Annotated in this window: 10 protein-coding genes; 6 read left to right on the top strand and 4 right to left on the bottom strand. The window is 72.4% G+C overall.

The window, feature by feature from the left end; all coding sequences use genetic code 11:
• Positions 1-196: 196 nt before the first annotated feature.
• The 5 genes from ABD374_RS20380 to ABD374_RS20360 all read left to right on the top strand — a co-directional run bounded on the left by ABD374_RS20380 (position 197) and on the right by ABD374_RS20360 (position 4,824).
• Positions 197-1,420 (top strand): NAD(P)-dependent malic enzyme, encoded by a 1,224-nt coding sequence (locus tag ABD374_RS20380; protein WP_344497013.1) that lies wholly within the window; start codon positions 197-199, stop codon positions 1,418-1,420.
• Positions 1,421-1,581: 161 nt separating this feature from the next.
• On the top strand, positions 1,582-2,547 hold the full coding sequence (locus ABD374_RS20375) for a zinc-binding dehydrogenase (RefSeq protein WP_344497012.1): 966 nt from the start codon (positions 1,582-1,584) through the stop codon (positions 2,545-2,547).
• A gap of 65 nt (positions 2,548-2,612) precedes the next feature.
• Positions 2,613-4,016 carry a cellulase family glycosylhydrolase gene (locus ABD374_RS20370; protein ID WP_344497214.1) on the top strand — a complete coding sequence of 468 codons (1,404 nt, stop codon included), beginning with the start codon at positions 2,613-2,615 and terminating at the stop codon, positions 4,014-4,016.
• 32 nt (positions 4,017-4,048) lie between these two features.
• Positions 4,049-4,258 carry an RNA polymerase sigma factor sigma-70 region 4 domain-containing protein gene (locus ABD374_RS20365; protein ID WP_344497011.1) on the top strand — a complete coding sequence of 70 codons (210 nt, stop codon included), beginning with the start codon at positions 4,049-4,051 and terminating at the stop codon, positions 4,256-4,258.
• Positions 4,258-4,824: a Clp protease N-terminal domain-containing protein gene (locus ABD374_RS20360; RefSeq protein WP_344497010.1), complete on the top strand. Its 567-nt coding sequence runs from the start codon at positions 4,258-4,260 to the stop codon at positions 4,822-4,824. The genes ABD374_RS20365 and ABD374_RS20360 overlap by 1 nt, the downstream gene beginning before the upstream one ends.
• Positions 4,825-5,067: 243 nt before the next feature.
• Here the strand turns inward: ABD374_RS20360 and ABD374_RS20355 are convergent, their stop codons facing one another.
• Together ABD374_RS20355 and ABD374_RS20350 are read right to left on the bottom strand one after the other, a co-directional pair.
• Positions 5,068-6,096 carry a PadR family transcriptional regulator gene (locus ABD374_RS20355; RefSeq protein ID WP_344497009.1) on the bottom strand — a complete coding sequence of 343 codons (1,029 nt, stop codon included), beginning with the start codon at positions 6,094-6,096 and terminating at the stop codon, positions 5,068-5,070.
• Position 6,097: 1 nt separating this feature from the next.
• Entirely contained in the window at positions 6,098-7,087 is a 990-nt protein-coding gene (locus ABD374_RS20350; RefSeq protein WP_344497008.1) for a DUF4097 family beta strand repeat-containing protein, read from the bottom strand.
• 150 nt (positions 7,088-7,237) lie between these two features.
• Here ABD374_RS20350 and ABD374_RS20345 point away from each other — a divergent pair, with 150 nt between their 5' ends.
• A complete protein-coding gene (locus ABD374_RS20345) occupies positions 7,238-8,137 on the top strand; it encodes a hypothetical protein (RefSeq protein WP_344497007.1) in 900 nt (299 codons plus the stop codon).
• A 9-nt stretch (positions 8,138-8,146) separates the two neighbouring features.
• Here ABD374_RS20345 and ABD374_RS20340 read toward each other — a convergent pair whose 3' ends face one another.
• Positions 8,147-8,332 (bottom strand): DUF6104 family protein, encoded by a 186-nt coding sequence (locus ABD374_RS20340; RefSeq protein ID WP_010061466.1) that lies wholly within the window; start codon positions 8,330-8,332, stop codon positions 8,147-8,149.
• Positions 8,333-8,877: 545 nt separating this feature from the next.
• A partial coding sequence (locus ABD374_RS20335) for a multifunctional oxoglutarate decarboxylase/oxoglutarate dehydrogenase thiamine pyrophosphate-binding subunit/dihydrolipoyllysine-residue succinyltransferase subunit (protein WP_344497006.1) occupies positions 8,878-12,412 on the bottom strand: 3,535 nt, incomplete at its 5' end.

Here is a 12,412-nt window from a genome sequence, read left to right as displayed (position 1 = left end):
CGTCGGTCAGGTAGAAAAGACGTTTACACCCCTCATCCGGGGCTCAGGGCGCGTGTGCGGCGCGCCCGCGCGTACGTACCTCCTCTCTGTCAGGGCGGGCCAACCGCCGGCGCAGGGAACGGACGCGGTGCCCGCCCACCCCTCCTCAACCAGGAGCGGCCACCCTCAATTGATGAAGACTTAAGGGGTCATACACATGGCAGCGGAGATCGTCAATCCTCGCAGCGACAGCAGCACGGACAACAGTGCGGAAGGTGCTCCGGAGGAGCCCTTCGATCCGGCCTTCGCCCTGCACCGGGGCGGCAAGATGGCCATTCAGGCGACCGTTCCGGTGCGCGACAGGGACGACCTGTCCCTCGCGTACACGCCGGGCGTCGCCAAGGTGTGCAGTGCGATCGCCGAGCAGCCCGAGCTCGTGAACGACTACACCTGGAAGTCGAACGTCGTGGCCGTCGTGACGGACGGCACGGCGGTGCTCGGACTCGGCGACATCGGGCCCGAGGCCTCGCTCCCCGTCATGGAGGGCAAGGCGATTCTCTTCAAGCAGTTCGGCGGCGTCGACGCGGTTCCGATCGCGCTCGCGACGACCGACACGGACGAGATCATCGAGACCGTCGTGCGGCTCGCCCCGTCCTTCGGCGGTGTGAACCTGGAGGACATCTCGGCGCCGCGCTGCTTCGAGATCGAGCGCCGGCTCCAGGAGGAGCTGGACATTCCGGTCTTCCACGACGACCAGCACGGTACGGCCGTGGTCACCCTGGCCGCGCTGCGCAATGCCGCCCGGCTCACCGGCCGGACGCTCGGCGACCTGCGCGCCGTGATCTCGGGCGCGGGTGCGGCCGGGGTCGCCATCGCGAAGTTCCTGCTGGCGGCGGGGCTCGGTGACGTGGCGGTCGCGGACCGCAAGGGCATCGTCAGCCGGGACCGCGAGGACCTGACGGACGTCAAGCGCGAGCTGGCCGAGATCACGAACCGGGCCGGGCTGACCGGCTCGCTGGAGTCCGCGCTGGCCGGCGCCGACGTCTTCATCGGCGTCTCCGGCGGTACGGTGCCGGAGCCCGCGGTCGCGTCGATGGCGCCGCGGTCGTTCGTGTTCGCCATGGCCAACCCGAACCCCGAGGTCCACCCGGACGTCGCGCACAAGTACGCGGCGGTCGTCGCCACCGGGCGCAGCGACTACCCGAACCAGATCAACAACGTCCTGGCCTTCCCGGGGATCTTCGCGGGCGCGCTCCAGGTGCGGGCCTCCCGCATCACCGAGGGCATGAAGATCGCGGCGGCGAACGCGCTGGCGGACGTGGTGGGCGACGCGCTGGCGGCGGACTACGTGATCCCGTCCCCGTTCGACGAGCGGGTCGCCCCGGCCGTCACGGCGGCCGTGGCCGCGGCGGCGCGCGCGGAGGGTGTGGCGCGCCGGTAGGCGCGGGTTCCGCCTGCACGGGCCGTGCGGCTCCCCCGGTGAGGGTGGGCGGCACGGCCCGCGCGCTTTCCGGCGCGGTGGGGTGGCGCGGGCCGGGGAGGGACGCGCGTCACACCGGAGCATGGTTCCGCCACGCACCCCGCCGCCCTATCGTCATGGTCATGTTCGCCGCCTACGCCGCCCGCATCGACCGCGACCAGCCGCTGAACGGCCTCGAACTGGGCGAACGCCCGGCGCCCGAGGTGAAGCCCGGCTGGACCACCGTCACCGTCAAGGCCGCCTCCCTCAACCACCACGACCTCTGGTCCCTGCGCGGCGTCGGCCTCGGTGAGGAGGCGCTGCCGATGATCCTCGGCTGCGACGCCGCCGGAATCGACGCCGACGGCAACGAGGTCGTCGTCCACTCCGTCATCGGCGAGACCGGCCACGGCGTCGGCCCGCGCGAGAGGCGGTCGATCCTGACCGAGAAGTACCAGGGCACCTTCGCCGAACAGGTCACCGTCCCGGCGTGGAACGTGCTCCCCAAGCCCAGGGAGCTGTCGTTCGCACAGGCCGCCTGCCTGCCGACCGCCTGGCTCACAGCGTACCGGATGCTCTTCACCAACGCCGGCGTGCGCCCCGGCGACAGCGTCCTCGTCCAGGGCGCCGGCGGCGGTGTCGCGACCGCCGCGATCGTGCTCGGCAAGGCGGCCGGGCTGCGGGTGTACGCCACCAGCCGCGACGAGGCCAAGCGCAAGCGGGCCGTCGAGCTGGGCGCGGTGGAGGCGTTCGAGCCGGGCGCGCGGCTGCCGCAGCGGGTGGACGCGGTGATCGAGACCGTCGGCGCCGCCACCTGGTCGCACTCGGTGAAGTCCCTGCGCCCCGGCGGCACGCTGGTCATCTCGGGCGCGACGAGCGGCCCGAACCCGCCCTCCGCCGAGCTCAACCGGATCTTCTTCCTGGAGCTGAGGGTCGTCGGTTCGACGATGGGCTCCAAGGACGAGCTGGAGGCCCTGCTCTCCTTCTGCGCGGTGACGGGCGTACGCCCGGTCATCGACGAGGTGCTGCCCCTGGACCGCGCCCGCGAGGGCTTCGAGCGGATGGCGGGCGGCGACCTCTTCGGGAAGATCGTGCTGACGGCCCCTTGATGGGGCACCGGTTCTGCTGATGTGCTCTGCGGCACGCGACGACGACGTGTGCTGGAGGGGTGTCTGTGCGAACCGGCCGGAAAACAGCCGCAGTTGTCTGTACGGCCGCGCTGGCGGCCGGGGTCCTCGCCCCGGCCGCCGGCGCGCGAGAACGTCACCCCGGCGGCGGAATCCCACGGCTCACCGACGACCGCGGGCGCGTCCTCACCCTGCGCGGCTGGAACGTCGAGGACAAGGCGAACCGCGGCGACAAGGCGCTCTCCGCCATCACCGAGCAGCACTTCCGCGACCTGGACGCCCGCGGCTTCAACTTCGCCCGCCTCCTCGTCTTCTGGGACGACCTGGAGCCCCGGCGCGGGCAGTACAGCGCGGCGTACCTCCGCAGGATCGAGCGGATCCTGGACTGGGCCGGGAAGTACGGCGTCCAGGTGCTGATCGACGCCCACCAGGACGTCTTCGGACCGGCCTTCGGCCATCGCGGCATCCCGGAGTGGGCGACGCGCACCGACGGGCTGCCGTTCACGCCGCGCCCCGGCGACTGGTTCTCCGAGTACTTCGAGCCGGCCGTGCAGCGCGCCTTCACCCACCTCTACGAGGACCCGGACCTCCAGCGCGCGCAGGCCGCCATGTGGCGGGTCCTCGCCGACCGGTTCGAGGACCATCCGGCCGTGCTCGGGTACGACCTGATCAACGAGCCGATGGGGGAGCTGCGGGAGGGCGAGGACCTGCCCGCCGCAGCCCGCCGCATCGAGCGCGACCAGATCACCCCGATGCACAACCGGCTGGCGGACGCGGTGCGTTCGGTCGACCGTGACACCTGGGTGTTCGTCGAGCCGACGCCGATCGTGGGCGAGGGGGTGGAGACCGGCCTCGGGAAGATCGAGGACCCCAAGGTCGTGTACGCCCCGCACTTCTACAACACCGCGATGGAGGCGGGCGCCGACTACGACCCGGCGGCCGGCTGGATCGAGTCGTACGAGGCCGCGGTGACGGCGTATCCGAAGGAGCACCGCGTCCCGGTGATCGTGGGGGAGTGGGGCCCGCTCAACACCTCCCTCCCGAACATGGGGCGCTTCTACCGTGAGGCGCTGGCGTCCATGAACCGCTACGGCTCCGGCTGGGCGGGTTACGTGTGGTGTTACGGCGGCGGCTACTGCGCGGTGGACGAGGCGGGGAAGTTCCGTACGCACAAGGAACAGACGGCGGCGCCGTACGCGCCCGCCGTCGCCGGCCGGGTGCGCGGGGAGTCGTACGACCCCGCGACCCGCACCTACCGCCTGTCGTACGTCGCCTCCGGGCGCGGCGTCACCGAGCTGTCGCTGCCGTCGCGCCCCCGTGACTGGCGGGTGGAGGCGACCGGGGCGGCGTGGGTGCGGGGTGGGCGGGTCCACGCCCGGCCGGGCGCGGGGATCTCCGTGACGGTCGCTCCGGCAGATCCCCGCCCGCCCCTCCGTGTCAACCATGGTTGACACTCGGATGGTGTCAACGTAAGTTGACAGGCATGACCGACGCAACGGATCTCGCCGGGCGCGCGGGCGACCACGACCCCCGGGTCGGGTTGCGCGCCGTCGCCGCACTGCGGCGGCTGCTGGAGCAGCTCGAAGCCGTGCAGGTGAGAAGCGCCCGCGCCCAGGGCTGGTCGTGGCAGGAGATCGCGTCCGAGCTGGGCGTCAGCCGGCAGGCCGTCCACAAGAAGCACGGGAGGCGTTGATGTTCGAGCGGTTCACGAAGAGTGCCCGGGACGTGGTGAAGGGCGCGGTGACCGAGGCGGAACGGACGGGCGCCGACTCGGTCACCGAGGAGCACCTGCTGCTGGCCCTGCTGGCTCAGGAGGGCACGCGCTCGTCCTCCGCTCTCGCCTCGCTGGGGATCGCCGGGCGCCGGGAAGCGGTGGCACGGGCGCTGGCCGAGGCGCGGCGCCGGGGCGGCCTCTCGAAGGCCGACCAGGAGGCGCTCGCCGGGATCGGCATCGACGTCACGGAGATCGTCTCGAAGGTGGAGGCGACGCACGGCGAGGGCGCGATGCGGTCCGGAAGCGGTCCGCGGCGGGGTCTGCTGACGGGACGCCGTCCCTTCACACGGCGGGCGAAGGACGTACTGGAGAAGTCCCTGCGCGTCGCGCTGGGCCGCGGCGACCGGTACATCGGCGACGAGCACCTGCTGCTGGCACTGACCACGCAGCCGGGCCCGGTGGCCGACGTGCTGACGGAGTACGGCGCGACGTACGGCGCGGTGGAGCGTGCGCTGCCGTCGGGGGCGGCCCCGGAAGCGCCCTGAGCCCGCCCGGCGGCCGGGGGCGCGTCCGGAGGGCGCACCGGGAAGGCGTCCGGGCCGGCCTGCCGCCGCTCACGGCGTTCCCCGGCTTCCGCGCCGAGCGCGACATCCGCCCGGGACTCGCGACGGCGGCCCTCACCCCGGCCGCCGCGCCCGTCCCGCTGGTCGGCGCCATCGAGCCGCTTCAGCCGTGCCGGCCGCCCGGGGCCCTTCCTCCGGGCCGTCGCGCGGCCCGGAGGAAACGCCCTAGACCACCGGGTTCCGCAGGACGGCGCCGATGTGGGCCGCCGCCGTGGACAGGTGGCGGCGTGCCTCGCGGAGCTGGTCCTCCGTCACGCCCCGGTCGCGGGCCGCGTCGCGGATGTCGTCGCGGAAGCGGTCCAGGAGCCGCTCCAGGTCGCGGGCCGGGTCGCCGGACGGGGGCTCCTGGGCCCACTCGGGCTCCGCGGGCGCGTCCGTACGCTCGCCCTCGGCCCCGGCGGGCTCCGTGACCGGTCCGGTGTCCGGCGCCGCGTCCCGCCCGGTGCCGGGCTGCGGCCGGCCGCCGAAGAACCCGAACTCCTTGGTGATCTCGGCGAGACCCTCCCGTACCCCCTTCGGCCAGTCGCCCCGCGCGAAGTGGTCCTGCACCTGCTCCTGCACCCGCTGCGCGATCCGCTGCATCTGCTCCTGCGCCTTCTCCTGGGCCTTCTGGGCCTGGTGGCGCGCCTGCTGCGCGTCCTCGCGGGCGCGGCGGCTCTCGTCCTTCGCGCGGCGCGCCTGCTCCTTCCACTCCTGCTTCGCCCTGCGCAGTTCCTCCTTCGCCGCGCGCCACGCCTCGCTGTCGCCGAACCCGTCGCCGAACGCACCCTCGCGGCCGCTCCCCCCGGGCCGCGACGCGGCGTTGCGCAGGGTCTCGCTCGCGGCGGCCCGCATCTCGCGGCGCAGGTCGCCCGCCGCGCCGCGTACGTCGTCGCGGATCTCGGCGGCCAGTTCGGAGACCGACTCGCGGATCTCCAGCTCCAGATCGGCCAGTTCGCCGCCGCGGCCCGCCAGTTCGGCGCGGCCGGCGTCGGTGATCGAGTAGACCTTGCGGCCGCCCTCGGTGGCGTGCGTGACCAGGCCCTCGGCCTCCAGCTTGGCGAGGCGCGGGTAGACGGTGCCGGCGGACGGGGCGTACAGGCCCTGGAAGCGCTCCTCCAGGAGGCGGATCACTTCGTAACCGTGGCGCGGCGCCTCGTCGAGCAGCTTGAGGAGGTACAGGCGCAGACGGCCGTGGGCGAAGACGGGAGGCATGTCAGAGCACCTTCTTGTCGGCCGGGGTGTGGGTGAGCGGGGTGTCGTCGGTGGGCGGGGCGTCCGTGGGGGAGCCGTCCGTGGGCGGGGCGTCGGCGGGCGGGGCGCCGCCAGCCTCCGCGCCGTACGGGTCCGGGCCGGCCGGCGGGCGGCGCAGCAGGGCGATGGCGCCGGAGACGGTCGTCGCGCGCAGCCGGCCGTTGCCCGCGCCCAGCCTCCCCGTGATCCTCTTCGCGCCCCATCCCCAAGCCCTCGAACCGTCTGGAGCGGGGGAGGCACCCGTCCCGCTGACCCGCAGGTCCTCGAAGGCGCTGGAGAGGGAGCCGCTCACCGTGTTCGCCTCGACCGTCGCGTCGGCCGGGTGCGGCAGGCGGACGGCGACCTCGCCCGAGACCGTCGTCAGGGCGATGTCGGTGGGCTTTCCGGCGGGGTCCACGTCGACGACCATGTCGCCCTTGACGGAGTCGGCCCGTACGGAGGAACCGGAGCCGTCGACGACGGTCAGGTTCCCGGAGACGGAGTGGAAACCGAGGCTGCCGGTGACGCCCTGGGCCTCCAGGCTGCCCGAGACCGTGTCGGCGCGGACGGTGCCGGAGAGGCCGACGAGGGTGATGTCGCCACTGATGCCGCGCACGGCCGTACGTCCGCCGATCCCGGAGACGACGGCGCCGGCGCCGATCACGCCGACCTCGACGGAGGCTCCGGCGGGGACGGCGAGCGAGACGACCACGCTGCGCTGCCGGTTCTTGGGGTCGAGCCACTCGAGGAAGCCGTGCCAGGGCAGGTCCTCGTACGCGACGGTGAGGGTGCCGTCCCGGTGGGTCACGGTCAGCGGCGGGCCCTCGATCCCGGAGACTTCCAGGCGGGCGGGGCCCTCCTCCACGCCGACGACGTTCACCGCCCCGTTGACGATGCGCACGCTGAGCGCCGTCACCGGGTCCTCGAAGACGAGTTTCCGCGGCTCGGCGACCGTCCATGTCGGCTCTGTCATGCTGCTCTCCCCATCGGACCGGGCAGACGCAACATATCGCGTCTACGGTTAAACACGATATATCGCGGACTTGTGAAGTCAAGAGGCGCAGGGACGCGAGCAGCCCACTCATATGCGCCGAATGCGGGCAAAGTGCCCTAGCGTGAGGGCATGGACGCGACATCCGGATCCGGGCCCGCAGGGGCCTTGCTGCTGTGCGGGGCCGAGCCCGATGCGGTACGGCCCGCAGCCCCCCTGCTGCGCGAGCGGCTGCTGCTGGCCCCGGCCGGTGTCCGGAGCGGCAGGAGTGGCAAGAGCGGCTCGACGGAGCGGTGGAGCGTGCTCGTACCCGAGGGCAGGCCGTGGCTGGAGGCCGGCGAGCCGGTCGACCGGGTACTGGCGGGCTGGGCCACGGCGCTCGCCGTCGGCGTCAGCTGGCCGGTTCTCGCCCTGTGGTGGGACGCGGACTGGGCCGGCTTCACGCTCGCCTCGGGTTTCCGGCGCCAGGTCGGCTACGTATGGCTGGCGGACGGCACACCGGCGGGCGAGGACGAGGCGATGCGCACGTTCGCGGCGCGGCTCGGGCTCGACCCGGTGCTCGACATGGAGGCCCTGGAGGCGCTCACCCGGCCCGACCCCGAGGCGGAGGCCAGGACCCGCCTGCTCGGTGTGATCGCCGTGCTGTCCCGCTCGGGCCTCACCCTCCCCGCGGGCCTGACCCCCGGCGAACCGGCCGCCCGGCTGCGGGAGGCGGCACTGGCGCGGCCGGACACGGAACCGGTCGAGTGGCAGGGGCGGTGCGACGCGGTCCGTACGGAACAGGGCACGGCCGAGGGGCGCCCCGCCGGCCCCAGCGGTTCCATGGGCCCCGCCGGCCCTTGGACGCGCGGCCCCGGGGCCCGCGTACTGGTCGCGGCCCAGCTGGCGGCCGGTGTCCCGCTCGCCCTGTGGGGTCTGCGGCGGCGCAGCGGCGGCTGGGCGTTCGCGGGGGCGGTGCTGGTGGCGCAGGGCGCGCTGGGTCTCGCGTACGACCGGATGTGCGCCGTCCGGATGCGCGCCCGCCACCGGTGAGGCGAGGTACTACTCGTCCTCGTCGTCCTCGTCGTCCAGGCGGGCCAGCCAGGTCGCCAGGCGCTCGACGGGGACCTCGAAGTCCGGATTGAGGTCGACGAACGTACGCAGCTGCTCAGCGAGCCACTCGAAGGTGACTTCCTCCTCGCCGCGCCGCTTCTCCAGTTCCTCGATGCCTCGGTCGGTGAAGTACAAGGTGTTGCTCCGTGGGGTGGACAGGGGTGGACAGCGGTCGTTCCAGGCCAGGATAGGCACTGATCCCCGAGACCTCGCGCCCGTACCCTGCGGTGATCACCCTCCACCCCCCATCGCGTGGGCGACCACCCGTGGGTACTGGGCTGCGCCCTCAACGCCTCGGGCGGCCGCCACTTCAACGGCCGCGTCGCGGACGCCGCGGAGCTGAGCCGGGACACCCGGCGCAGGTCCCGCCAGATCCTCGGGGACGGACACCCGCCCACCCTGTCCCGCCGGACCGCGCCGGCCGCCGGGCCCCGCGCGAGTACGAGGAGGCCGGCACGGTCGAGGCGGACGCGCCGCTCACCCTCACGCGCACGCTCGGCGCGCAGCACCCGCCCCCCTCTCCGCGCGCCAACACAACCGTCCCTGCTGGGACTTCGATGCCCACCTCGGCTGAGCCGCCCCGAGCCGTTCCCGCGCGCCGTACGCCGAGGGGCCCGGCACCGCAGCGCTGCGGTGCCGGGCCCCTCGGGCTGTACGGGCGGTGATCGGACGGGCGGTGCTCAGGCCTCGAAGACCTCGTTGAGCAGCTGCTGCTGCTCGGCCTGGTGGCGCTTGGCCGAGCCGACCGCCGGGGACGAGCCGTGCGGGCGCGAGATGCGCCGCAGCCGCTCGCCGTGCGGGACGTCGGCGCCGACCGCCAGGTCGAGGTGGTCGATCAGGTTGAGCGCGATGAACGGCCACGCGCCCTGGTTCGCCGGCTCCTCCTGCGCCCACAGGTACTTCTCGGCGTTCGGGTACTTGGCGATCTCCTGCTGGAGCTCCTTGCCCGGCAGCGGGTAGAGGCGCTCCAGGCGGATGATCGCCGTGTCCGTGGTGCCGCGCTTCTGGCGCTCGGCCTCCAGGTCGTAGTAGACCTTGCCGGCGCAGAAGACGACCTTGCGGACGGCCGCCGGGTCCATGGCGGTGTCGCCGATCACCGGGCGGAAGCCGCCGGTGGTGAACTCCTCCGCCTTCGACGCCGCCGCCTTCAGACGCAGCATCGACTTCGGGGTGAAGACGATGAGCGGCTTGTGGTGCGGGTTGTGGACCTGCCAGCGCAGCAGGTGGAAGTAGTTCGACGGCAGGGTCGGCATGGCGACCGTCATGTTGTCCTGCGCGCACATCTGGAGGAAGCGCTCGGGACGGGCGGACGAGTGGTCCGGGCCCTGGCCCTCGTAACCGTGCGGAAGCAGGAGCGTGACGCCGGACGTCTGGCCCCACTTCTGCTCGGCCGAGGAGATGAACTCGTCGACGACGGTCTGCGCGCCGTTGACGAAGTCACCGAACTGGGCCTCCCACATGACCAGCGACTCGGGCCGGGCGAGCGAGTAGCCGTACTCGAAGCCCATGCACGCGTACTCGGAGAGCAGCGAGTCGTAGACGTTGTAGCGGGCCTGGTCCTCGGAGAGGTACTGGAGCGGGGTGTGGTCCTCGCCGGTGTTCTGGTCGACCAGCACCGCGTGGCGCTGGCCGAACGTACCGCGGCGGGTGTCCTGGCCGGACAGCCGGACCGGGACGCCCTCCATCAGCAGCGAGCCGATGGCGAGGGTCTCGCCCATGCCCCAGTCGATCGTGCCGTCCTCCACCGAGGCCGCGCGGCGCTGCATCTGCGGCATCAGGCGGGGGTGGACGGTGATCCGGTCGGGGATGTTGACCTGGGACTCGGCGATCCGCTTGACGACCTCCTGGGAGACCGCCGTGGCGACGGCCACCGGGAACTCGGCCTGGACCTCCGGGGCGTGGGCCGGAGCCGGGTTCGAGGTGGCCTCGCGGACCTCCGCGAAGACCTTCTCCAGCTGGCCCTGGAAGTCCTGGAGCGCCTGCTCCGCCTCTTCCAGCGTGATGTCGCCGCGACCGATGAGCGACTCGGTGTAGAGCTTGCGCACCGAGCGCTTCTTGTCGATCAGCGTCACCATCTGCGGGTTGGTGAACTGCGGGTTGTCGCCCTCGTTGTGACCGCGGCGGCGGTAGCAGATGAGGTCGATCACGACGTCCTTGTTGAACGTCTGGCGGAACTCGAAGGCCAGGCGCGCGACGCGGACCACGGCCTCCGGGTCGTCGCCGTTCACGTGGAAGATCGGCGCCTCGATCATGCGGGCCACGTCGGTCGCGTACATCGAGGAGCGCGAGGACTCCGGGGCGGCGGTGAAGCCGACCTGGTTGTTGATGACGATGTGGACCGTGCCGCCGGTGCGGTAGCCCCGCAGCTGCGACATGTTGAGGGTCTCCGCGACGACGCCCTGGCCGGCGAAGGCCGCGTCGCCGTGCAGGGCGACGGGCAGGACCGTGAAGTCCGTGCCGCCCTTGTTGATGACGTCCTGCTTGGCGCGGGCGACACCCTCCAGGACCGGGTCGACCGCCTCCAGGTGCGAGGGGTTGGCGACCAGCGAGACCTTGATCTGCTCGCCGTCCAGGCCGGTGAAGGTGCCCTCGGCGCCCAGGTGGTACTTGACGTCGCCGGAGCCGTGCATCGACTTCGGGTCGAGGTTGCCCTCGAACTCCCGGAAGATCTGCGCGTACGACTTGCCGACGATGTTCGCCAGGACGTTCAGGCGGCCGCGGTGGGCCATGCCGATGACGACTTCGTCCAGGCGCGACTCGGCGGCGGAGTCGATGACCGCGTCGAGCAGCGGGATGACGGACTCGCCGCCCTCCAGGGAGAAGCGCTTCTGGCCGACGTACTTCGTCTGGAGGAAGGTCTCGAACGCCTCGGCGGCGTTCAGGCGGCGCAGGATGCGCAGCTGCTCCTCGCGCTCCGGCTTGGCGTGCGGGCGCTCCACGCGGTCCTGGATCCACTTGCGCTGCTTCGGGTCCTGGATGTGCATGAACTCGACGCCGACGGTGCGGACGTAACTGTCGCGCAGCACACCGAGGATGTCGCGCAGCTTCATCATCGACTTGCCGGCGAAACCGCCGACGGCGAACTCGCGCTCCAGGTCCCAGAGCGTGAGGCCGTGCTCGTTGATGTCCAGGTCGGGGTGCTTGCGCTGCTTGTACTCCAGCGGGTCGGTGTCGGCCATGACGTGGCCGCGGACCCGGTAGGAGTGGATCAGCTCGAAGACGCGGGCGGCCTTGGTGACGTCGTCGTCGTGCGAGACGTCGATGTCCTTGAGCCAGCGGACCGGCTCGTACGGGATCCGCAGGGCCTCGAAGATGTCGTCGTAGAAGCCCTCCTCGCCGAGGAGCAGGTTGGCGAGGACGCGCAGGAACTCGCCGGAGGCGGCGCCCTGGATGACCCGGTGGTCGTACGTCGAGGTCAGGGTCATGACCTTGGAGATGCCCAGCTTGTTCAGGGTGTCCTGGGAGGTGCCCTGGAACTCGGCCGGGTAGTCCATCGCACCGACACCCATGATGAGGCCCTGTCCGGGCATCAGGCGGGGCACCGAGTGGACGGTGCCGATGCCGCCGGGGTTCGTCAGCGACGCGGTGACGCCGGTGAAGTCGTCCATCGTCAGCTTGTTCGCGCGGGCGCGGCGGACGATGTCCTCGTACGCCTGCCAGAACTCGAAGAAGTTGAGCGTCTCGGCCTTCTTGATGGCCGCAACGACGAGCTGGCGGTCGCCGTTGGGCTTGACCAGGTCGATGGCCAGGCCCAGGTTGACGTGCGGGGGCTTGACCAGGGTCGGCTTGCCGTCCTTCTCCGCGAAGGAGTAGTTCATCGACGGCATGGCCTTGAGGGCCTGCACCATCGCGAACCCGATCAGGTGCGTGAAGGAGACCTTCCCGCCCCGGGCGCGCTTGAGGTGGTTGTTGATGACGATGCGGTTGTCGAACAGCAGCTTCACCGGGACGGCGCGCACGGACGTGGCCGTGGGCAGTTCCAGCGAGGCGTTCATGTTCTTGGCGACGGCCGCGGACGGGCCGCGCAGCGTCACGTACTCGGGGCCCTCGGGGACCTCCTTGGCGGCTTCCGCCTTGGGCTCGGCCTTGGGCTCGGTCTTCGCCTTCGCGCCGGCCTGCTGTGCGGCGGCCGGTGCGGGGGCGGAGGCGGGCTGGGCGGCGGGGGCCGCGGCCGGAGCGGCCTCGGCCGGGGCCGGGGCCGGGGCGGCGGGCTGT

The organism is Streptomyces enissocaesilis, assembly GCF_039533765.1.
Taxonomy (GTDB): Bacteria; Actinomycetota; Actinomycetes; order Streptomycetales; family Streptomycetaceae; genus Streptomyces; species Streptomyces enissocaesilis.
The sequence above is the reverse complement of the archived record's forward strand: the minus strand, read 5'-3'. Positions and strand labels throughout refer to the sequence as shown.